Source organism: Alkalibacillus filiformis (assembly GCF_030814115.1).
GTDB lineage: Bacteria > Bacillota > Bacilli > Bacillales > Alkalibacillaceae > Alkalibacillus > Alkalibacillus filiformis.
Window position 1 is genome coordinate 838225 of the sequence record NZ_JAUSUP010000001.1, and the last position, 21539, is coordinate 859763.

Here is a 21539-nt window from a genome sequence, read left to right on the forward strand (position 1 = left end):
AATTTGAATATTGTAAAGTATAGTAAACGCTTAACTATGTACTCAATGATTCAAATAAACTTGGCTGACCAAGATCTGGTCAGCCATTAAGCTTAATACTCCATTAAAGTTAGTATATCATAATCTTTTAGCTTTTCTCGACCGTTTAAATAACTTAACTCAATTAAAAATGCACAGCCTACAACTTCTCCACCGAGTTGCTCAACTAAGTCGATTGTCGCTTCAACTGTACCACCCGTTGCGAGTAAATCGTCAGTGAATAACACACGTTGGCCTGGTTTTATAGCATCTTTATGAATGGTTAAAGCATCTGTACCATATTCTAAACCATACTCTACTTTAATCGTATCACGTGGTAACTTTCCTTCTTTACGCACAGGTGCAAAACCAACTTCTAAAGCGTAAGCAACCGGACAACCTACGATAAATCCACGTGCTTCTGGACCTACGATCACGTCAACATTTTGTTGCTTCGCATATTCTACAATATCATCTATAGCTGACTTAAAAGCCGGGCCATTATCCATCAATGTCGTAATATCTTTAAACTTAATACCTTCTTTTGGCCAGTCTTCTACAATCGTTATATGTTGTTTATAATCCATGTACAACTTCCCCTTCCTTCGTTTGCAAGTCCAACTTGCTCTCAATCCAATCCTTTAATTCTCCATAATTTGAATAGTATAACGTTTCTTCGACTTTCAACGCATCTTGTTTTCGTTTATACGTTACTGACTCATCTAATGGTTTAAACTCTACGTCATTTCGAAAAGTTATATCACCATTAGTTATTTTAACAAAATTCAAGTCAAAAAACACTTCTAGCATGAAATCCAATTGCTTTAATGACCAATGTTTTGCTTCAGCAAGCTGAGCTTTTTGCTCATCCTTAATAATTTGATGTTTTTTCAACGTAATGTACAATGTCTTAAACGCATCCCTAGATGGGATAAATGAAAATAAATGATTACTTTCATTGTTAAAACATAAATAAATTGATTCAAATTCGGTAAATCGAATAGTATCCTCAAAAGTTTGCAATGTTTCAGGTAAATCTAAGCAAACTAACTTGTTATATTGTTGTCGGTCAAGTAGCGTTAGTTCACTATAATGATAATAATTTTCTTCTTTCACAAAAGTTGGAGATTCATTAAAGTAGACAAACAATACTTCATCTGAAAATAAATTTGATTTAACTTGATCAGTTAACCCTTTTCCTCGATAATCAAACAATTGCCACTGTTTACACCTTAAGTCTTTTAATTTAACTTGTAATTTTCGATTACCGTTCCACTCATTTACTTCAATTTCACCAACAACATCAACATTAGAGCCTAAAGTTAATTTATCAGCTGATTCTCCCATTTGAAAGCCTATCATTTCAACTGTTAAACCATCTATATCCCCGTGTAGTTTAATATGGTTTTGTTTAGCTCCGATTTTTCTAATGTTTGTAAGTTTCACATCATTAATTTGAAAAACCGGTTTCTCATTGTCCATACCGAATGGTGCTAATAACTCTAATTCTTGTGGAAAATTAAGATCTAGCTCAGCCCAATCGACTTCATCTTCAATCATCAAGTTAGGTATAAAATCTTCTTCAGTCAAAAATTCACTAGCTTTTTCATTTAATGTTTTTCTCAACTTCTCTAAATCATCTAAATTGACCGTCATACCAGCAGCTTGAGCATGGCCACCAAAGTGTACAAATAAATCATTAACTTTCATACCTTCTTTAAACATGTCATAAGCTGGAATACTTCGACCACTACCTTTAGCTATTCCTCGTTCTTGATCAATACCTAATACAATAGTTGGTTTATAATATTTATTAACAATACGAGAAGCAACAATACCTAATACTCCTGGATTCCAACCTTCATTTGCTAAAATGATAACCTCATCGTCTTTATGATTTTGTTCTATCATTTCAAAGGCTTGGTCAGCAATTTCTTTAACTATTTGCTGTCTTTCCTGGTTCAACTCATCAATTTCTTTTGCCATATCTTCAGCAATGACAGGATCATCTTCTAGTATTAAATCAACAGCTAATGAAGCATCTTGCAGACGGCCAACAGCATTTATTCTTGGACCAATTATAAAACCAATATGTTCAGTCGTAATTGGAGGTTCAATTTTTCCGATTGTTTTAATAGCTTCAATACCAGGCATGTCGTTATGAGTCAACGTAGACAATCCTTGTTTTACTAACACACGATTTTCACCTTTAAGCGGAACTAAGTCAGCAACCGTTCCAATTGCCACTAAACCTGTCAATCCTTTTGGTATTCTACCTAACAGAGCATGAGCAAGCTTAAAAGCAACACCTACTCCAGCCAAATCGTTATAAGGATAATTTTCTGATAAGCGCGGATGAATAATCGCATATGCGTCTGGAATTTCATCTTGTTCTTCGTGGTGGTCTGTAATAATTAAATCGATTCCTAACTCTTTAGCCAAAGCCGCTTCTTTCGGTGCAGCAATTCCATTATCTACCGTTATAATTAATGAGCCACCCGCTCCATGTACTGCTCTAAAAGCTGCTTCATTTGGGCCATAACCTTCTGTAAAACGGTTTGGAATATAATAATCAACTATAGCACCTAACGAAGTTAACGTCTTAACTAACACTGCAGTAGCTGTAACACCATCAGCGTCATAGTCTCCATATATTAATATCTTCTCTTCATTTTCAATCGCTTGCTTTATTCTTAATACAACTTGATCCATTTGTTCAAATAAGAAAGGATCATGTAGATCGTTAATCGTTGGGTATAAAAAAGCTTCTGCCTCTTCCTGTGTATGTATACCTCTTCTTACTAACATACGTTCTATAACAGACGAAACAGATAGATTTAATTGAGGTGTTTGATTGTTTGATGCACTTTTCCAATTCATTTTACTTTTTAACATATTTTCACCCCTGACTAACTTATTATACAAGAGCTAATCAGGGGTATCAATGTGAGATTATTTTAGTTCGTCTTTTTTTTCTTGTTCTAGCTGAGTTTGATCTTCATGTTCTTGATTAGGTTCCTCTTCGGATATTGCACCAGTTTTTAACTGTTTAATCTGTTTTTGTAGTTGATAAAATTTCGCAAAGCTAACCCCCATCACTAATAATGCTCCAAGTAGAACAGACAATAATATGACTAGTATTAATGGTGCTTCTGTTTCTACGAGTAAGAAGTCAACCGGAACAGAATCGACATTAATAACAGCAAAAACAGCGATTAAGATCATAAATATTATCGTTAAAATAATCCAAGTTTGTTGTTTCATATAATTTCCCCCATTGTTTTTAATTAGTTTTATTTTCCCTATATTAGGTTAACTCAATCCTAACTTTCAAAAAAAGTGATAGAGGTAAAGTCCCTCTATCACTTAAACCATTAAACTTGTGGTCCTTCTTGACGCTTTTTCTTTTGGAAGTCGACTGGTTTCTTTTCAATGTTACGACCTCTCCACACTAACCATAGCTGTGCACCTAGGAATAGTGATGAGTAAGTACCAGCAATTAAACCAACGATTAATGCAAACGCGAAGTAAGTAATCGCTTGAGCACCGAAAATGAATAACATTAACGCTGCAAAGACTACTGTAATAACCGTATTGAAACTACGTGCTAATGTTTGCATTAAACTCTTATTAACAATTGAAGCTAAATGACTAAATGTCTTAACTTTCTTCTCCATCCGTAAGTTTTCACGAATCCGGTCATAGGTCACAATAGTATCGTTAACTGAGTAACCGACGATGGTCAGAATTGCTGCAATAATTGTAATATCGAACTCAAACTGGAAGATGCTGAATAAAGCTAAAATAAAGAATGCATCATGTAACAACGCAAAGATCGCTGTTAAGGCAAAGAATAATTCAAATCTAAACGTTACATAAATGATAATCGCTACCGATGCTATTAAAACAGCATAGATTGCATTCATGGCTAGCTCTTGACCAATTTTAGGTGTTACTGTGCTGACACTTGGTTCATTACCATATGCATCAGTAAAGTGTGTGTTGACTTCTGCTATTTGTTCTTGATCCAACACTGTATCAAAGCGGACCATGGCAATCTCATCGTCATCACCAGCCATGACAACTTGAGTAGGGTCTAATCCTAATGTGCCAAACTCATCATTCACTTCTTCAGCTGTTAATGCTTCATCCGCCATAACTTGAACACGAGAACCACTTTCAAAGTCAATACCTAAGTTTAAACCGACTGTTGAAAGGAATATTACACCCGCGGTGATTAAAGCACCAGCGATCATAAAGAATTTCTTACGATGTTGAATAAAGTCAAACGTTTTACCGAATAAGTGCGGTTCGACTTCTTCACCTTTCGTAATATCTTTAATCTCTTCAGGTTTAACACCAAATAACTTTGGCTTATTGTTTAACACTTTGCTATTAATCCACAACCCTAGTAAGAAACGGGTTAAATAAACAGCTGTAATAAAGCTTAATACAATACTAATAATCAACATTGTCGCAAAGCCTTTAACTGAACTGGTACCAAATATGAACAAAACAGTAGCTGCGATGATCGTCGTGACATTGGCGTCTAATATCGTCGCCAATGAACGTCTGTTACCTGCTTTAAAGGCCGATTTCAACGTCTTACCTGCTTTTAACTCTTCCTTTATTCTCTCAAAGGTTATAATGTTAGCGTCTACCGCCATACCGACACCGAGCACAAGGGCTGCGATTCCTGGCAAGGTTAGCACTCCGTTAATCGATTCAAACACAAGTAATATTAAATATATATAAGCACTTAATGTTACCGCTGAAATTAATCCAGGGAAACGATAATAACTAATAATATATAACAGGATTAAAATGACACCGAGAATACCAGCATATACCGTTTGATCTAACGCTTGTTCACCAAACTGAGCACCAACTGCTACAGAGTAAACTTCATTCAAGTCAGCTGGTAATGAACCTGCGTTTAGTAAGTCAGCTAATTGTTTAGCTTCATCTACTGTGAACTGACCTTCAATCATAACGTTTGTGCTAGCAATTGGATTTTTTACACGTGGTGCCGAAATAAATTTAGGGTCATCTGATCCTACTTCTTCTTGGAATGAGTCGCCTTCTTCATAATCTAACCAAATAACTAGCAAATTTTCGCCTTCTGGCAATTGCGAAACATCTTGGGTAACTTCATGGAAATTCTCATAGTCACTTTCTTCAAAGTTACGCTTAGTCTCCATCGTTACAATCGGTTGGTTCATATCATCAAAGTTTTGACGAGCACTTCCTTCGACTAGCTCTGTCCCATCAAAGAACAGTTCATCATCTACTCCTCTAAAAGAAAGGTTCGCTGTTGTTGATAATAGCTCTCGTGCCTCATTTTGATCCGTTACTCCAGCCAATTGCACGCGTATTCGATCATCACCTTCTATATCAATAGAAGGTTCATTGACCCCTAATACGTCAACTCTTTCATTTAAGCTTTGTACAACTGCATCAAGCATTTGATCATTAACTTCTTGATTTTCGCTTAATGGTTCAACTTCATATAAAACTTCAAAGCCACCTTGTAAATCTAGACCTAATGTAATATCTTTCGTTATTGAATTGGTTGTCGTACCAATTAATCCTCCTAAAAGTAAAACAATTAGGAAAAAGGCGACAATTCTGCCCTTCCTGTTCATGTTATCTGTTACCTCCTTTAAGTCGACACCGTTGGGACTTAGTTTACTTCTTTATGTCCCTGTTCCCATTGGGATAAAGCTTCAATTTGTTGTGATAGCTCTTCGTCCTCTTGTTGAACTTGAACCGTTAAAAAACTCATAAATAGACGATCACTCATATGTAATACATCTTGTACGACTTGATGTAATGTCTTTTCATTACTTTTTCGCCACACTTTCTTTAATAAACAATTCCATACTTCATCATGTGTGACGTGATCATAACCTAACAGTCGTAATTCATCTACTTTACTTTGAATGACGTCATACAAGTAAGGGCGCCATTCTTCAACGTGCTTTTTAACCGGTTCCAACTAAAATCCCCCTTTAATGGCAGCTTCGCATGACTCATCTTTCTTAGGCAAAAGCGCTTCATTTTAATCAACAAGTAATTCTTTATTTCATCTCACAAACTTTTAATCTTTTATCATGACTTGCACTAAGACAAGCATATAAATTATTGTACCGAAATTTCACCCTTTTGAGAAGGTAGGTATTCAAATTGTCTAAGCAGACTTTTATAAAAGGCGCCATTATATTAATAATCGCAGGGATGATCAGTCGTTTACTCGGTTTCGTTAATCGTATTGTGTTAGCTAGGTTGTTAGGAGAAGAAGGAATTGGCATTTACATGTTAACTTTACCTGCCTTATTTCTCATGATTACCTTATCTCAAATTGGGATTCCCGTAGCCGTTTCCAAATTAGTAGCAGAAGCGAATACGGAAAACAATAAACAAAGGATTTACCAAATTTTAAAGTTATCCTTTACGATCACAATTTCATTAAGCCTAATTTTAACAACCCTCTTTTTAACCGCAGCACCATTTGTATCAAATTATTTAATTTTAGATGATCGAACATATTTACCAATGCTGATGATTAGCCCCATAATAATTATAATTGCAATCTCAGCAGTTTTAAGAGGCTATTTCCAAGGGTTGCAAAATATGAAGCCTCAAGCGACTTCACAAGTTATTGAACAAGTAGTGAGAATCGTTTTTGTGGTTATCATCGTTAAGATGATGTTACCTTATGGAATCACTCATGCTGCCGCTGGTGCTATGGTATCAATCGTAATCGGTGAACTCGTGTCACTATTTTATATGTATTATTGCTTTAGGAAGCATAAAAGTTCGATTATTGACCTTACAGTTCATCAAGGGTTTAAGAAGATGCGTTCTACACTAAATAGCATTTTACACATTGCGCTTCCTACAGCAGGTACACGTTTAATCGGATCAACAACATATTTTTTAGAACCGATTCTAGTCTCACAAAGTTTAATTATAGCCGGTTATACAATATCAGAGAGTACTAAGTTATACGGCCAATTAACAGGTTATGTGCTACCACTGTTACTTTTGCCGACGTTTATAACACATTCTCTATCGGTAGCTCTCATTCCTTCTATAAGTGAAGCGAATGCTTTAAAACATTATCAAACTGTACACTACCGAATAAGACAAGCATTACGCCTGTCATTTGCTTCAGGTGGCATTGCGACGATCATCTTTCTACTTTTAGCTCCTGTCATATTGCAGCTCATGTACGGCAATGACAATGGTGCTAAGTTTTTGATGTTTATGGCACCTTTTTTCTTATTACTATATTTCCAAGCACCACTACAAGCCGCTTTACAAGCACTAGACTATGCGAAACACGCTATGATTAACAGTTTAATTGGCGCTGTCGTAAAACTTGCTGTCTTATGGTTACTAGCTACAAAGCCCTCTTTCGGAATCGATGGTGTTGTTATTTCAATTGTTGTCGGCGTAATAGTTGTCACATTATTGCACTTCATCACACTATATAAACTCATAAAATTCAGGTTGCCTTTTTGGCTTTCATTTAGAATGATTACATTAGTTATTCTAGTTTACATCATGGGAACTAAAATAGAGTCTATCTTTATGACTGGAAGTGCATTATTCTCCACAATACTTATTATCATAACACTTTTATTTTTGTACATCATTGGATTGTTCCTGTTTAAAATTGTATCAAAAGACGAATGGGAACAGCTTAAGAAGGGCCGGTTTTAATCTAACTTTTTGAAATCCATATAAATTGAGCCGTCTTCATGCATTTGTGCAACAGACACATTTGATATATCTTGCACCCCATAGTTTTGTAACTGATCTAATACTTGTTGTCGCGTAACGCCTTGTTGTTCTAAGGCTTCACCTTGAAACTCACCATCAATAATGATCGGATCAAAATAGTTTAAAGGGCTGTCCTGCTTTTGAAATACTGAGAGCTTGCCATTTGTTTCTAATACGGCAAGCTCTACTTCTTTTAATTGTAACGCCCCTTGCTGCCTCAATTGCACGAGAAGGTCGTCCATGTTATATCGCTGCCTTTTCATTTCTTTCTCATCAATTTCACCATTTCGAACGATAATTGATGGCGTGCCATCAAGAAGCATTCTCGCCTTATTACTCCTGAAAGAAACTTCTGCTGTTAACCTTTGAATAATTAATAATACAAAGATCGGGGTTAACAATAAAAAGAAGGATTCTTCCGTTTGTTCAATAGAAAGAACCCCAACTTCTGCCATCATGATAAATACAATTAAATCCATAATACTTAACTCACCGATCTCACGTTTACCCATTAACCGAAAAACCGCATAAATTGCTATATAAACACCTGCCGTGCGAACAATCAAGTTTATTAGTTCTTCCATAATGTCCATCTCCGTTGATATATTCGCCTTTAGCATTTGCTATATAGATCAATTTATACGGAATAACTAGACTTTAGAAATAACGGATTGCCATATAGATTGTTGCAATAACCAGTGACACAACGACTATGAACAAACCATATAACATAAATCGCACAAATGGGATTTTAACGCCATTTGTACTTGCAATCCCTGCAACGACGACGTTTGCGGAAGCTCCAAGTAATGTACCGTTCCCACCTAAACAAGCTCCTAGTGCAAGTGCCCACCACATTGGATCGATCGCTGTCATGCCAAACTCTTCTATTTCAAATAAGATTGGAATCATCGACGCCACATACGGGATATTATCGAGGAAACCGGATAATAGACCAGCTGACCACAAAATAATAAATGTGGATTTAACAGTATCGCCTTCTGTTAAAGTGATAAAGGCCATGGCAATTTGATCTATAATTCCGGTCTGTTCTAATCCACCTACTAAGACGAATAAGCCGATAAAAAAGAATAAAGTCGTCCACTCTACTTTTGCGAAAATTTGTTCACAATCGGCATATTTTTGCGATAGAAGTAAAAGAATTAACGCTCCAGCTAAAGCGACCGTCGTTAACTCAACATGAATAAACCCATGAAGAAGAAAACCTAAAATCGTTAAAACGAGTACAGTTAGAGATTGATATAGTAATGGCGACTTTTTTAAAGTAGCATTAGGGTCTAAGTTCACTACCCCATCATTTCTCTGTTGATCTGCTTTAGCAAGCGTTCTTCCAAACATCAGTAATAATAGAACCATAGTAATAGCGAAAATAACAATGACAACAGGGGTTAGATGAATTATAAAAGACATAAACGTTAAATGCTCGACAGCTTGTCCGATCATAATATTAGGTGGATCTCCAATCATCGTCGCTGTTCCACCAACATTAGATGTGATAATGACCATGACAAGGTACGGAAAAGCTGGTAAGTTTAATTTTTTAATCATGTGTAAAAGAACTGGTACAAATAACAACACGGTCGTTACATTATCTAATAAAGCTGAACCAACAGCTGTGAATACACCTACCCAAATGAACAATGGTATAGCCCTTCCATCTACTCTTTGAATCATCCATAAAGCAATATACTCAAACACGCCTGTCCGCTGAGTAATCGTAATTAAAACCATCATTGAAAATAATAATACGATTGTGCTCCAATCTACATAAGTGGTTAACGCACTATCAATTGTAAATATACCAAGCACTACTAATATAGCAGCCCCACATAAAGCGACTAGTGCTCGATTAATTTGATCCAGTAATAAAAATATGTAACTAATTGCAAACACTGTAATAGCGATGATCGCTTCCATGTTCATTTCCCCTTTTAACTTTCTGTCCTTATAAAATAAATACGTCTTTTTCATAAGAAACATGCATAGTTTTATACCAATAGGACAACAATGGACAGCTTATGCTTTGTCTTAAGTAGTTAGGCACAAATTGTTAAAGGGGGAATTTTTCATGAATGAGCGTCTTAAAGCCACTTTTTACGGATTAACAGCTATTTTAGTACTTATGTTAGTTGCGAGTTTAGTATTTGCATTATTTATTAATTTCGATTGGATGGCGACTAGTACACTTCAGTGGGTCACGTTTATTACAAGCATTCTTATAATGCTAATTGGTGGGATTATTTCTGGAAGGATGACACTTCATAAAGGTTGGGTGACAGGTGCTTTAGTTGGTGTGATCTATGTTGTGGGCATTATGCTTTATCAATTTTTAGCCCATGATTCATGGATCCAAAGCTATCAAGTTCTTTATTTCTTAATATTCATCGTCGCTACAGTTACTGGTAGTATATTAGGTGTCAATATGCAAAGAAGAAGTGAAGCTTATTAGCGTTGATACACTAACAAACAAAACTTGGCGCAATCCCTTGTTCGACTTCTGTTGGGTTTAGCTTTAACCACGCTCCATCAAAATGCTTCGCTTTCCGCGGGCACGGCTCGAGCCAGGTAACTTCATCGAAATTGCATCTTTGAAACTTGCACCGAGGAAGCCTGCTTCAAAGCATTGCTAGAAGACGCAGGAGCATCTCTCGTCCAAAAGCAGGGCCTGTGGGGTCTCGAGACTCGTGCTGTTCCCGCTGGAGTCTTCGCATTTTGATTCCGCTTAGCGCTGCTAATCTAACACAAAAGTTTCTAATTCTACAAAACAGAATTAGTTTTTCTCTTTCACCTTCAGAGAGTTTATCAATTGACTTCTACATATACTTCTGACCACGATTTATATTCACACTTAGTAAACTCCCAACCATAAATAGTCATAGCATCCATTTATAGAAAGAAACTAACTTTAGAGATAAATAAAAAACAGGTTGGAATGTCCAACCTGTTTTTATTATGCTTTCTTTTCACGAACTGAGGTACGATCGTATGTAAGCTTCTGTCCTTCATTGACCTCTAATACTACTGTACCTTCATCTAAGGCATGTACAGTACCATGCATACCACCAATTGTGATGATTTCATCACCTTTTTGTAGGTTGTTTTGCATCTCTGTAATTTGCTTTTGACGCTTTTGTTGTGGACGAATTAAAATAGCCCAGAACAATAGAACAAATAATAAGATTGGCATTAACGTCATTAGTAAATCCATCTATTACGACCTCCTTTCTAGAAGTTTTTAGCATCTGGTTTATTAAAACCATACTGTTCAAAAAACTCATCACGAAAATCGCCTAAACGATCTTCTCTGATGGCATTTCTCACTTGTCCCATTAATTTTACCAAAAAGTATAGATTATGATAAGTAGTTAATCTTATTCCTAACGTTTCATTCGCTTTAATTAAGTGACGAATGTAGGCTTTCGTATAATTACGGCACGTATAACACTCACAGTTTTCATCAATTGGTGTGAAATCTTTAGCGAATTTAGCATTTCTAACAACTAAACGACCATTTGACGTCATACATGTTCCATTTCTTGCTATACGTGTTGGTAATACACAGTCAAACATATCCACACCACGCATCGCACCATCTACTAACGAATCAGGAGAGCCTACCCCCATTAAGTACCTCGGTTTCTCATCTGGTAATAAAGGTGTTGTGAAATCTAATACATTGTTCATCACATCTTTAGGCTCACCAACAGACAAACCACCAATGGCATACCCCGGGAAATCTAGGCTAACTAAGTCACGAGCACTCTGCTTTCTTAGTTCTTCATACTCGCCACCTTGAACAATACCGAATAGACCTTGTTGGTTAGGTTTTTGGTGTGCTTCTAAGCAACGTTCAGCCCAACGACTTGTCCTTTCTACAGATGCCTTCATATAATCATATGACGCAGGGTATGGTGGACATTCATCAAAAGCCATCATAATATCTGGACCTAATGAGTTTTGAATATGCATCGCCTTCTCAGGTGATAAAAACAGTTTCGCACCACTAATGTGGTTTCTAAAATGTACACCTTCTTCTTCAATTTGACGCATATCACTTAAACTAAAGACTTGGAAACCTCCAGAGTCTGTCAGGATCGACCCGTCCCAGTTCATAAACTTATGAAGCCCTCCAGCTTCTTCTACAACATCTTCACCTGGACGTAACCATAAGTGATACGTATTCGATAAAATAATATCTGCACCAATTGCCTTCAACTCTTCTGGTGCCATCGTTTTAACAGTTGCTAAAGTCCCTACAGGCATAAACACTGGTGTTTCAAAAGAACCGTGCGGTGTGTGCACTTTACCTAGGCGAGCTCCTGTTTGTTTACATGTTTTAATCAGTTCATATGTGATTGCCATACTCATTCTCCTACTGTTAAAGTATTAACATCGCATCGCCAAAGCTAAAGAAGCGATAACGCTGTTCAATTGCCTCATGATAAGCTGACATAATTAAGTCTTTCGTTGCAAAAGCACTGACAAGCATAATTAAAGTTGACATTGGTAAATGAAAGTTCGTAATTAAACCATCAACCGCTTTAAATTGATACGGGGGATAAATAAAAATATCAGTCCACCCTGAAGCAGCGCGAAATTCATCATGGTCACGCATAATCGTTTCTAACGTTCGAATCGATGTCGTTCCAACGGCAATAATTTTGCCACCGTTTTCTTTCGTTTCAGTCAGAACATCAGCCGTCTCCTCTGTTAGACGATAATATTCAGCATGCATATCATGTTCTTCTAAATTGTCCACTTGAACCGGTCTAAATGTACCGAGGCCAACGTGTAACGTTAGATAAGCGACATTGATTCCTTTTGCCTTAATTTGTTGTAGCAATTCTTCAGTAAAATGTAGACCTGCTGTCGGTGCAGCCGCTGAACCAGACTCTTCAGCGTAAACCGTCTGATAACGGTCTTGATCGTCTAGCTGCTCCTTAATATATGGTGGTAATGGCATCTCACCTAATTCATTTAAGACTTCAAGAAAAATTCCTTCATAATCAAATTCAACCACTTTACCACCTTGATCTAAACTTTCTACACAAGTCGCCGTTAAAAGCCCATCACCAAAGCTCACCGTAGCTCCTTCTTTGAACTTTTTAGCCGGCTTGGCCAACACTTCCCATTGATCACCTTCAATTTGGTGTAATAATAGCAGTTCAATCTTAGCTCCAGTTTCCTCTTTTACACCTAAGAGGCGAGCTGGTAATACTTTAGTGTTGTTTAACACTAAACAGTCACCTGGGTTTAAGTAATTAATCATATCTGCAAACACTTTATGGTTAACTGACTTTTCTTCTCGGTCAATAACCATCATTTTAGAAGATGCTCTTTCTTTTAAAGGTGTTTGTGCAATTAACTCTTCAGGTAACTCAAAATCAAAGTCTTCTACTCTCATTGTTGCGACACTTCCTTCTATTTAAACCTACCAAATAACATAAAAAGGACACTTAATATAATACTAACGACAATTGATGTTACGATTGGAAAATAAATGGTTGTATTTCCTGTTCTAAACGTAAGATCACCAGGCAACCTACCAATAAAACTCCAAATAATACCGATTATAATAAAAAGTACCCCTAACAAAATAAATAACTTTCCTAAACTCGTCAAGTTTCATGAACCTCCCGCTCAAAATGTTCATACGCTTTATGAGTTGCCACTCGACCTCTTGGTGTACGTTGCACATAACCTTGTTGTAATAAAAATGGTTCATACACATCTTCAATTGTTTGCGATTCTTCGCCAATTGTTGCAGATAAAGTATCTAAACCGACTGGTCCACCTTTAAATTGATCGATAATACTTAACAAGTATTTATGATCAATATGATCTAAACCAGATGCATCGACTTGTAACATCGATAGCGCTTTTTGAGCACTGTTAAACGTAATCGTTATTTCACGATTTACTTGCGATAAATCTCTAACTCTTTTGAGTAAACGATTGGCTATACGCGGTGTACCTCTTGACCTTGAGGCGATTTCTGTTGCTGCTTCTTGTTCAATTTCATAATCAAATACATTCGCCGTTCGATGAATAATCGAACATAAATCAATTTCATTATAAAACTCTAATCGGCTTAAAACACCGAAACGATCTCGTAATGGCGCTGACAATAAACCTGCTCTTGTCGTTGCTCCAACTAATGTGAAAGGTGGCAAATCAAGTCTCACGGACCTTGCGGCATCACCTTGTCCGATGACAATGTCTAAAACATAATCTTCCATAGCCGGATATAAAATTTCTTCAACAGACCTTGGCAAGCGGTGAATTTCATCAATAAAGAGTACGTCTCCTGCTTCAAGAGAAGATAAGATTGCAGCTAGATCTCCCGCTCGTTCAATTGCAGGACCTGACGTTGTTCTAAATTGTACTCCCATTTCTTCAGCTATAATCGAAGCCAATGTCGTTTTACCGAGACCTGGAGGCCCATAAAGGAGCACGTGGTCTAAAGGTTCTTCACGCATTTTGGCTGCCTCAATAAAAACCTTTAAATTTTCTTTTGTTTTTTCCTGACCAATATATTGAGCTAGGTTTGAAGGTCGTAAACTTTGCTCTACTTGTGAGTCTTCCCATTGTGCTTCACTTGAAACCATTCTTTCATCCATTTCTACTCACCCTTAACGCATTAGTAATTGTAGACCGTGTTTTACAAGGTCGTCGGTTGAATTAGTTTGTTGTGCTTTTAGTTGAGGTGCTATTTTATCTAATTCTCTCTTTGTATAACCTAGAGCTAATAAGGCCTCGATCGCCTCATCATAAAGTTGATGGTTACTCGGTGCTATTTCTGTTTCAATCGTTAAAATGTCATCTGAACTAACTTGCATCCACTCATCGACTTTACCTTTCAAGTCTAAAATCATTTGACGAGCTGTTTTCTTACCAACACCAGGAAACTTCGTTAAATAAGCATCATTTTCTTGTTCAATAGCTTTAGCAAAGTCTTGTACAGTCGTCTGGCTGACTATGCTTAGGGCATTTTTAGGGCCAATCCCCGAAACGTTTAATAGCTTTTTGAATAAATCTTTTTCTTCACTAAGCTTAAATCCATATAGCATCTGTGTATCTTCTCTAACATAAAAATATGTATATACTTTAACAACCTCTTCTATTTTCGTTTGGAACCTTAACGGGTTAGGGCACCAAATTTCATAACCAATTCCTGAAACATCAATCACAATATAATCTTCTGTTACACTTTTAAGCTCACCTTCAATATATGAATACATAGTGTTCCCCCTACTTCTATGAACAAACGTTCTCTTTATCAGTTTAACATGACTTCATTCATTCGTCCTTAATTTCATAATACTTAAACAGAAAAAACCTCCCCAAATAGAGGAGGATTAAAACAACCTTATAAAACAGACTTATTGCATATTATGGTGAACTTCTTGAACATCATCTAAATCTTCAAGCATATCAATTAATTTTTCCATATCTTCTTTGTGTTCATTACTAATTGGTGTGTAATTATCAGCAACCATCGTTAATTCTGCAGCTGCAGTCGTATACTGTTTTGTAATGGTGTTACGAACTGGTTCGAAGTCTGCTGGATCTGTAAATAATTCAAATACTTCTTCATTTGATTCAATTTCCTCACAGCCAGCTTCAATAGCCTCTAGCATGAACTCATCTTCATCCACTTCGATATGAGAACGTTCGATTACGATATAACCTTTGCGGTGAAACATAAACGAAACACAGCCATTTTCACCTAGGTTACCATTATTTTTATTGAAAGCGTGACGAACTTCTGATGCTGTGCGGTTTTTATTATCAGTTAATACATCCACCATAACAGCGACACCGCCAGGACCATATCCTTCGTAAGTGAACTCTTCATAATTTTCACCATCAAGATTACCTGTCGCTTTTTTGATCGCTCGTTCTATATTTTCATTTGGCATATTATTTGATTTAGCTTTATCTACAGCTAGTCTCAAGGCAGCATTAGTTTCTAAATCAGCTCCACCTTGTTTCGCTGCTACATAAATTTCTTTTGCTAATTTCATAAATAACTTGCCACGTTTAGCATCTTTTGCATTCTTTTTATGCCTTATATTATGCCATTTTGAATGACCTGCCATAGGTTCCCCTCCCTTTTATGCTACTTCGCTAAATCATAAACTTTATACACTTTACCATTTTCTAAATTTTGTTGGTCGTTAATTAACGTTTGTAATAAGTCAGCGACTTCTTTTGGACTTCTTAATTGCCCTGTTTCTTTTAAATGTTTAAACGATTCGACATCTTTGAAATCGTCTTCGTTAGTTTCTCTAATTTCCCCTTGCATATCGGTATCCATAACACCAGGACTAAATGCGACATGCACATCTGGAGCCTCTAACTCTTCTGCTTCTAAAGCCGCTGTTTCAGTATATTTATTAATCGCAGCTTTAGTCGAGCTATACGCATTCCAACCATAAATGGCTTTTTCAGCTGCTCCAGATGTCACATTAATAACAGTCATACGATCAGCTCCACTATGAGCTTTCATTGTGTTAACGAGTAACATTGGTGCTGTTAAATTAAGTGAAACATGTTTAGCGATTTCGTGATTCTCTAAATTGCCGACAGCTCCCATCGGTGTTACCATACCCGCGTTGTTAACGATTAATAACTCATCCACTGTATGTTTTTGTAACACTTTAACGATTTCATGCGCCGTATCATTTAACGATTCTAAATCACTTAAATCACATGAAAAATGGAAGTATGATTTTCGGTTTTCATTCGCCACATTTTTAAAGTCATTTGTCTTCCGTTTACGAGACACAGTAATGACATGATAATCGCCTTTTAACAAGTTTTTTGCTACTTCTTCTCCTAATCCTCTTGAAGCGCCAGTGACAATTGCAAATTTCATAAGTAAATCCCCCAGTTTTATGTATTTGAACAGGAGATTGATGATCCACCTCCTGTTCAACTGTTTTTAATATTTTCGATCTTCTATTCTGTTGTGAAACTCTCGATCAACCCAAACGGTAACATCTGTACGTCCAGTTTCATCCTCGACTACTTCCGTCACACGTTCAATGGCTTCAGTTTCAGTTGTTCGAGTTTTTAAATTAATGGCTACAAAAATATGATCGTCTTGTAATGAAATCCCTACTTGACGCACTTCATCTAAGTTCATAATGCGATGATACAATTTACGTTCTTCTTCAATACGCTCTGATGCTTCTTCAGAAACGTGAGGACGTCCATCAGAATTATCTAATGTATCCTCAACTTCATCTCGTTCAAAATATTCATAAGGATTTTCATACATATTTAATCGAATCTTCTGCTCATCTGTCAACTGTTGATCTTGTTGCATTTGAGTAGACTGTTGACTATTCGTTACACTGTCTTCATCTGAGTTAACTTTACCTGGATTAACATACGTACAAGCTGTTAAGGTAAAGACCAGCGTAGCCATTAAGGTTATTTGTTTGAACATGGAAAACACCTCCGTTTCATTAGTTTGAAATGAGAGGTGTTACATCATGCATTTATTCAAGTGTGAAATGATGGAAATTAGGTGGAGACTTGGGTAATGCACGCTTATGTGCTGTTCTTTCGTGCATTTTCTCAATTTCTAACGCATCATCATCATTGACAGACTCACCCTTTAAAAAGGCGTCGATTGAATCATAAGTGACACCCATTTCTTCTTCATCTGTTTGACCATGCCAAAGACCAGCACTAGGTGCTTTTTCAATAATTTGCTTTGGTACACCTAAGGCTTTACCTAATTCACGCACTTCAGACTTAGTGTAGTGTAATAATGGAACTAGATCAACACCACCATCTCCATGCTTTGTAAAATAACCTGTATACCATTCAGCCGCGTTATCTGTTCCTACAACTAAATAATTGTAGTTAGTCGCAATAGTGTATAAAGTGCTCATTCTTAAACGAGCACGAAGGTTAGCATCCGCTAATTGTTGTTTGTCCTCATTCCATTCACCTTTTGCTCCAATCTGCCCTTTTATATTATTAAATAAGGCATCATGTTGTTCAGTTAAATCCACTGTAACGTGATCGATTCCAGAGCCTTCAATTACTAACTTTGCGTCGTTAGCGTCTGATTCTGCACTTTTACAAGGCATTATGACACTTAATGATTGATCTGGTAATGCTTTTTTAATTAAGTAAGCTACAACTGTTGAATCAATACCGCCACTTAACCCAACAACTAGTCCATCAGTTTTGGTCTCTTTGACGGTTTCTCGTAACCATTGTACTAACTGTTCAATATGTTGATCCATATATTTTGCTCCTTTGCCACGTTAGTCATTTTTATTAATTTTATCACAACGCTTTTGAAAATAAAAATAAGCCGTAAATGAACTCATTTACGACTTAATTATTGTTTAATAGTAATAACCGTAATTATAATTAATTGGTGCACCGTGACAACCACAACCATTTCGATAAGATGCATAATATAACCGTTCATAATCTTGTTGTGATTGCTGTTGTTGTTGAACTACATAAGGGTCAAAATAGATCGGCTCATATACTACTTCTGGAGTCCAACTGTCCTCAAAGGTGTTCGGCATATTCGTATAACTTGCCGCTTCAAGAAGCTCATCATAAGAGGTACTTTCATCATAAGGTGCGATTTGTTTATCAAAGTATTCATCTTCACGAATATAAGGAATTGGCTTTGGTTTTTCAAAGTCATTCGGTAACGGAAAACGCTCAGTCGCTGTTAATTCTTCTTGACGACTATGTTTCACTTCCTCATTAGAGTTATGTGCCGTTTCCGCCTCACTCGTTTGTTCATTTTCTACAACTGATTGCACTTTCGGTGTTTCATTCGGTACTTTTAACTTCATACCTTCCATAACATCTTTAGGTTCTGATAATTGTTTGTTCATTCCATGCAATTCAGATTGTGAAACACCATACTTCTCAGCAATCGATTCCATTGATTCACCTTTTTTAACGATATGAATTTTCAATGTCAACATTCCCCTTTCTGTCGTACCTAGGCGCTACTAACAAGTTATGCAACTAGGCGAAAATGTTGACATTGGACAAACAGTTTTATGAAAACGGGTAAAAATTAAATGTTGAAACTTACACTTACTCAACAAATTCAAATTCAAAATCTAACAGGCGCACAATATCCCCATCTTCAGCACCACGTTTTCTTAACGCATCATCAATTCCCATATGTCGCATTTGTCTTGCGAAACGACGAACTGATTCGTCTCGGTTGAAATCTGTCATCTTAAACAGACGTTCAATCTTTGGTCCTGATAATACATAAGCACCGTCTGGGTCACGCGTAATATGGAATGAATCATCATCACCTTCATATTTATAAACGACGCGCTCATCACTTTTCTCTTCTGTAGTTTCAAAAGTATCTTTCGGTATTTCTTCTAACGTATTGGCCACTTCAAGTAATAAGTCTCTCAAACCAGTCTTCGTAATAGCTGATACAGGGAAGATCGGTAAATCTTCGCCTAATTGCTCCTTAAAAAACTCAAGATGCGTCTCAGCATCGGGCATGTCCATTTTATTAGCGACTATGATTTGTGGTCTCTCAAGAAGTTTTTCATCATATTCTTTTAATTCATGATTGATTGCTTTATAGTCCTCATGCGGATCACGACCTTCTAATCCTGACATATCAATTACGTGAATAATGACACGTGTTCGTTCAATATGTCGCAAAAACTGATGCCCTAAACCGACACCTTCATGAGCACCTTGGATTAGCCCAGGTAAGTCTGCTATAACAAAACTTCGGTCATCATCTGTTCTAACCATACCTAAATTAGGGGATAACGTCGTGAAATGATAATCAGCGATTTTCGGTTTTGCCGCACTTACAACTGATAAAAGGGTTGATTTACCTACACTCGGAAATCCGACTAAACCGACATCTGCTAATACTTTAAGCTCTAACTCTACATCTAGCTCATCACCAGGCTCACCGTTCTCAGCAAGTTCAGGTACCCGGTTGCGCGCACTAGCAAATCGAATGTTTCCTTTACCACCACGCCCACCTTGAGCGATAACCGCCCGTTGTCCATGCTCAACGAGATCAGCAATAACTTCTTTCGTTTCAGCATTTCTCACAACAGTTCCTGGGGGGACCGGAACAACAAACGGATCTACATTTTTACCATGCTTTCCTTTACTCATGCCATTTTCACCACGTGTGGCTTTGAAGTGGCGTTGGTAACGGAAATCCATTAAAGTGTTTAATCCTTCATCTACCTCAAATACGACGTCACCACCGTTGCCGCCATCACCACCAGCAGGTCCACCCATTGGCTCATATTTTTCACGACGAAAGGCGACTAAACCATTACCACCGTCACCTGCTTTAACATATACTTGTACGCGATCGACAAACATTACACTCACCTACTTTTACTCCATCAATTGATGTATTCTATCGTAAACTTTAAACTTTCATCTTCACTTGTTTTATTTTGTAATTTTCCGTTGAATGTTAAATCATTCATAAAAACTTCATGTTGACCTTTATTCAGTACGATTTCAAAAGATAACAGAGTTGAATTGTGCCCAGAAACCACGATATGAACAGGTTTTATTTCATACTCATTAATATGTTTAAAAAGTCTTTCGATTATGTTTTCACTATCTACTTTCATTTGTTCATCTATACTTTTTAAGTCGCTGTCTTCAACGTCAATATCATAAGTGACTTCCAACTGCTTTTCAGCTAAGGATAAAGTTAATAACCAATAAGCAAATTGATCAGCATTCAATGCTTGTAACAGTCGTTCATCTTTTAATCGTTCAGTTAGTTGATTGACTTTCTCATTTGATTTGTCGTACTTACCCATTGTGGCATATCCTTGAATAATTTGTAAGTCATTCATAAGGTCGTGCCGATACAATCTGAGCCACTGTAAAAATTCACTCGTATTCAACCTCATCACCTTCATTATGATTTTATTTATATCATACCATAACTTAATTCATGATTTTAAATCGCATTTCTAGATGAAGTTGGACAACATAAGTATAGCTTAGTAAAAAGTCAAAAAAGCCGACTCTAACTTTAGAGCCGGCTTTTTAACTCATTATGCTTCTTGTGTTTCTGGGTAAACACTTACTTTTTTACGGTTACGTCCGTAGCGTTCAAAGCGAACAACACCGTCAACTTTTGAGAATAATGTATCGTCTCCACCGATCCCTACGTTGTGACCAGGGTAAACTTTAGTACCGCGTTGACGATAAAGGATTGAACCGCCAGATACGAATTGGCCGTCAGCACGTTTAGCTCCTAAACGTTTTGACTCAGAGTCACGACCGTTTTTCGTACTACCAACACCTTTTTTCTGTGCGAAGAACTGTAAGTCTAAGCGTAGCATTGACATGCACCTCCTTAAGGTTTTGAGATGTGTATATATTGTCCATAGTCTCTTTCGATTGTTTCAAGCGAGACAAACATACCTTCTAAAAGTGTTTGTGCTTTACTCAAGCGTTCTCCTGACAATTGTTCAGGTAAAACCACTTTTAGAAAACCGCCATCTTCACTTTGTTCAATGTAAGGTTCACATTTACACATTGAAATAATGGCATTTACAGTACCAAATGAAACAGCAGATGCTGCAGCACACACTAAATCTTGACCATGTGGTCCACTATTAGCATGGCCTGACATTTGAAAACCTTCAATTGCTCCATCTGAGTTACGTTGCTCAATTACTTCAATCATG

At 36.9% G+C, this 21539-nt stretch carries 24 protein-coding genes; 2 read left to right on the forward strand and 22 right to left on the reverse strand.

Features of this window, described 5'->3' with window-relative positions:
- Positions 1-92: 92 nt before the first annotated feature.
- The 5 genes from J2R98_RS04650 to J2R98_RS04670 all read right to left on the reverse strand — a co-directional run bounded on the left by J2R98_RS04650 (position 93) and on the right by J2R98_RS04670 (position 6016).
- Entirely contained in the window at positions 93-605 is a 513-nt protein-coding gene (locus J2R98_RS04650) for an adenine phosphoribosyltransferase (RefSeq protein WP_307066550.1), read from the reverse strand.
- A complete protein-coding gene (gene recJ, locus J2R98_RS04655; protein WP_307066552.1) occupies positions 595-2913 on the reverse strand; it encodes a single-stranded-DNA-specific exonuclease RecJ in 2319 nt (772 codons plus the stop codon). The genes J2R98_RS04650 and recJ overlap by 11 nt, the downstream gene beginning before the upstream one ends.
- 57 nt (positions 2914-2970) lie before the next feature.
- The gene (locus J2R98_RS04660) at positions 2971-3282 is read right to left on the reverse strand and encodes a LapA family protein (RefSeq protein WP_307066554.1); all 312 of its coding nucleotides are present in this window, start codon (positions 3280-3282) and stop codon (positions 2971-2973) included.
- 110 nt (positions 3283-3392) lie between these two features.
- Positions 3393-5663, reverse strand: coding sequence for a protein translocase subunit SecDF (gene secDF, locus J2R98_RS04665; protein ID WP_307066556.1), 2271 nt, complete (start codon positions 5661-5663; stop codon positions 3393-3395).
- A 38-nt stretch (positions 5664-5701) separates the two neighbouring features.
- A complete protein-coding gene (locus J2R98_RS04670) occupies positions 5702-6016 on the reverse strand; it encodes a post-transcriptional regulator (protein WP_307066558.1) in 315 nt (104 codons plus the stop codon).
- A 188-nt stretch (positions 6017-6204) separates the two neighbouring features.
- Between J2R98_RS04670 and spoVB the strand changes: the two genes are divergently transcribed.
- Positions 6205-7746, forward strand: a complete 1542-nt coding sequence (spoVB, locus tag J2R98_RS04675; protein ID WP_307066559.1) for a stage V sporulation protein B — start codon at positions 6205-6207, stop codon at positions 7744-7746.
- Here the strand turns inward: spoVB and J2R98_RS04680 are convergent.
- A complete protein-coding gene (locus tag J2R98_RS04680) occupies positions 7743-8390 on the reverse strand; it encodes a DUF421 domain-containing protein (protein ID WP_307066561.1) in 648 nt (215 codons plus the stop codon). The two genes, spoVB and J2R98_RS04680, sit on opposite strands and share 4 nt — an antisense overlap.
- Positions 8391-8463: 73 nt before the next feature.
- Positions 8464-9744 (reverse strand): ArsB/NhaD family transporter, encoded by a 1281-nt coding sequence (locus J2R98_RS04685; RefSeq protein ID WP_307066563.1) that lies wholly within the window; start codon positions 9742-9744, stop codon positions 8464-8466.
- A gap of 151 nt (positions 9745-9895) precedes the next feature.
- Here J2R98_RS04685 and J2R98_RS04690 point away from each other — a divergent pair, with 151 nt between their 5' ends.
- Positions 9896-10276, forward strand: coding sequence for a TIGR04086 family membrane protein (locus J2R98_RS04690; protein ID WP_307066565.1), 381 nt, complete (start codon positions 9896-9898; stop codon positions 10274-10276).
- A gap of 501 nt (positions 10277-10777) precedes the next feature.
- Here J2R98_RS04690 and yajC read toward each other — a convergent pair.
- The 15 genes from yajC to J2R98_RS04765 all read right to left on the reverse strand — a co-directional run bounded on the left by yajC (position 10778) and on the right by J2R98_RS04765 (position 21538).
- On the reverse strand, positions 10778-11035 hold the full coding sequence (gene yajC / locus J2R98_RS04695; RefSeq protein WP_146817247.1) for a preprotein translocase subunit YajC: 258 nt from the start codon (positions 11033-11035) through the stop codon (positions 10778-10780).
- 17 nt (positions 11036-11052) lie between these two features.
- Positions 11053-12189: a tRNA guanosine(34) transglycosylase Tgt gene (gene tgt, locus J2R98_RS04700; protein WP_307066567.1), complete on the reverse strand. Its 1137-nt coding sequence runs from the start codon at positions 12187-12189 to the stop codon at positions 11053-11055.
- A gap of 16 nt (positions 12190-12205) precedes the next feature.
- The gene (gene queA / locus J2R98_RS04705) at positions 12206-13231 is read right to left on the reverse strand and encodes a tRNA preQ1(34) S-adenosylmethionine ribosyltransferase-isomerase QueA (RefSeq protein ID WP_307066569.1); all 1026 of its coding nucleotides are present in this window, start codon (positions 13229-13231) and stop codon (positions 12206-12208) included.
- 17 nt (positions 13232-13248) lie between these two features.
- Complete coding sequence (locus J2R98_RS04710; protein WP_307066571.1) at positions 13249-13449, reverse strand: DUF2905 domain-containing protein; 201 nt, start codon at positions 13447-13449, stop codon at positions 13249-13251.
- A complete protein-coding gene (gene ruvB, locus J2R98_RS04715) occupies positions 13446-14447 on the reverse strand; it encodes a Holliday junction branch migration DNA helicase RuvB (RefSeq protein ID WP_307066573.1) in 1002 nt (333 codons plus the stop codon). Before ruvB ends, J2R98_RS04710 begins: the two co-directional genes overlap by 4 nt.
- A 12-nt stretch (positions 14448-14459) precedes the next feature.
- Positions 14460-15068: a Holliday junction branch migration protein RuvA gene (gene ruvA, locus J2R98_RS04720; protein WP_307066575.1), complete on the reverse strand. Its 609-nt coding sequence runs from the start codon at positions 15066-15068 to the stop codon at positions 14460-14462.
- Positions 15069-15209: 141 nt separating this feature from the next.
- On the reverse strand, positions 15210-15929 hold the full coding sequence (locus tag J2R98_RS04725; protein WP_307066577.1) for a YebC/PmpR family DNA-binding transcriptional regulator: 720 nt from the start codon (positions 15927-15929) through the stop codon (positions 15210-15212).
- Between the two features lie 20 nt (positions 15930-15949).
- Positions 15950-16708 carry a (S)-benzoin forming benzil reductase gene (locus J2R98_RS04730; RefSeq protein WP_307066579.1) on the reverse strand — a complete coding sequence of 253 codons (759 nt, stop codon included), beginning with the start codon at positions 16706-16708 and terminating at the stop codon, positions 15950-15952.
- Positions 16709-16774: 66 nt separating this feature from the next.
- Complete coding sequence (locus J2R98_RS04735; RefSeq protein WP_307066580.1) at positions 16775-17284, reverse strand: YhcN/YlaJ family sporulation lipoprotein; 510 nt, start codon at positions 17282-17284, stop codon at positions 16775-16777.
- A gap of 52 nt (positions 17285-17336) precedes the next feature.
- The gene (gene nadE / locus J2R98_RS04740; protein ID WP_307066582.1) at positions 17337-18095 is read right to left on the reverse strand and encodes an NAD(+) synthase; all 759 of its coding nucleotides are present in this window, start codon (positions 18093-18095) and stop codon (positions 17337-17339) included.
- 105 nt (positions 18096-18200) lie between these two features.
- Positions 18201-18794 carry a LysM peptidoglycan-binding domain-containing protein gene (locus tag J2R98_RS04745; RefSeq protein WP_307066584.1) on the reverse strand — a complete coding sequence of 198 codons (594 nt, stop codon included), beginning with the start codon at positions 18792-18794 and terminating at the stop codon, positions 18201-18203.
- Positions 18795-18918: 124 nt separating this feature from the next.
- On the reverse strand, positions 18919-20205 hold the full coding sequence (obgE, locus tag J2R98_RS04750) for a GTPase ObgE (RefSeq protein WP_307066927.1): 1287 nt from the start codon (positions 20203-20205) through the stop codon (positions 18919-18921).
- A 23-nt stretch (positions 20206-20228) separates the two neighbouring features.
- The gene (locus J2R98_RS04755; RefSeq protein WP_307066586.1) at positions 20229-20762 is read right to left on the reverse strand and encodes a Spo0B domain-containing protein; all 534 of its coding nucleotides are present in this window, start codon (positions 20760-20762) and stop codon (positions 20229-20231) included.
- 138 nt (positions 20763-20900) lie between these two features.
- Positions 20901-21191: a 50S ribosomal protein L27 gene (gene rpmA, locus J2R98_RS04760; RefSeq protein ID WP_307066588.1), complete on the reverse strand. Its 291-nt coding sequence runs from the start codon at positions 21189-21191 to the stop codon at positions 20901-20903.
- A 14-nt stretch (positions 21192-21205) separates the two neighbouring features.
- Positions 21206-21538: a ribosomal-processing cysteine protease Prp gene (locus tag J2R98_RS04765; protein ID WP_307066590.1), complete on the reverse strand. Its 333-nt coding sequence runs from the start codon at positions 21536-21538 to the stop codon at positions 21206-21208.
- Between the last annotated feature and the right edge of the window lies 1 nt (position 21539).

What these genes read in the sequence shown, in the direction of transcription:
- J2R98_RS04650 (WP_307066550.1), bottom strand. Translation starts at nt 605, where the DNA reads ATGGATTATAAACAACATATAACGATTGTAGAAGACTGGCCAAAAGAA.
- recJ (WP_307066552.1), bottom strand. Translation starts at nt 2,913, where the DNA reads ATGTTAAAAAGTAAAATGAATTGGAAAAGTGCATCAAACAATCAAACA.
- J2R98_RS04660 (WP_307066554.1), bottom strand. Translation starts at nt 3,282, where the DNA reads ATGAAACAACAAACTTGGATTATTTTAACGATAATATTTATGATCTTA.
- secDF (WP_307066556.1), bottom strand. Translation starts at nt 5,663, where the DNA reads ATGAACAGGAAGGGCAGAATTGTCGCCTTTTTCCTAATTGTTTTACTT.
- J2R98_RS04680 (WP_307066561.1), bottom strand. Translation starts at nt 8,390, where the DNA reads ATGGAAGAACTAATAAACTTGATTGTTCGCACGGCAGGTGTTTATATA.
- J2R98_RS04685 (WP_307066563.1), bottom strand. Translation starts at nt 9,744, where the DNA reads ATGGAAGCGATCATCGCTATTACAGTGTTTGCAATTAGTTACATATTT.
- J2R98_RS04690 (WP_307066565.1), top strand. Translation starts at nt 9,896, where the DNA reads ATGAATGAGCGTCTTAAAGCCACTTTTTACGGATTAACAGCTATTTTA.
- yajC (WP_146817247.1), bottom strand. Translation starts at nt 11,035, where the DNA reads ATGGATTTACTAATGACGTTAATGCCAATCTTATTATTTGTTCTATTG.
- tgt (WP_307066567.1), bottom strand. Translation starts at nt 12,189, where the DNA reads ATGGCAATCACATATGAACTGATTAAAACATGTAAACAAACAGGAGCT.
- queA (WP_307066569.1), bottom strand. Translation starts at nt 13,231, where the DNA reads ATGAGAGTAGAAGACTTTGATTTTGAGTTACCTGAAGAGTTAATTGCA.
- ruvB (WP_307066573.1), bottom strand. Translation starts at nt 14,447, where the DNA reads ATGGATGAAAGAATGGTTTCAAGTGAAGCACAATGGGAAGACTCACAA.
- ruvA (WP_307066575.1), bottom strand. Translation starts at nt 15,068, where the DNA reads ATGTATTCATATATTGAAGGTGAGCTTAAAAGTGTAACAGAAGATTAT.
- J2R98_RS04725 (WP_307066577.1), bottom strand. Translation starts at nt 15,929, where the DNA reads ATGGCAGGTCATTCAAAATGGCATAATATAAGGCATAAAAAGAATGCA.
- J2R98_RS04730 (WP_307066579.1), bottom strand. Translation starts at nt 16,708, where the DNA reads ATGAAATTTGCAATTGTCACTGGCGCTTCAAGAGGATTAGGAGAAGAA.
- J2R98_RS04735 (WP_307066580.1), bottom strand. Translation starts at nt 17,284, where the DNA reads ATGTTCAAACAAATAACCTTAATGGCTACGCTGGTCTTTACCTTAACA.
- nadE (WP_307066582.1), bottom strand. Translation starts at nt 18,095, where the DNA reads ATGGATCAACATATTGAACAGTTAGTACAATGGTTACGAGAAACCGTC.
- obgE (WP_307066927.1), bottom strand. Translation starts at nt 20,205, where the DNA reads ATGTTTGTCGATCGCGTACAAGTATATGTTAAAGCAGGTGACGGTGGT.
- J2R98_RS04755 (WP_307066586.1), bottom strand. Translation starts at nt 20,762, where the DNA reads ATGAAGGTGATGAGGTTGAATACGAGTGAATTTTTACAGTGGCTCAGA.
- rpmA (WP_307066588.1), bottom strand. Translation starts at nt 21,191, where the DNA reads ATGCTACGCTTAGACTTACAGTTCTTCGCACAGAAAAAAGGTGTTGGT.
- J2R98_RS04765 (WP_307066590.1), bottom strand. Translation starts at nt 21,538, where the DNA reads ATGATTGAAGTAATTGAGCAACGTAACTCAGATGGAGCAATTGAAGGT.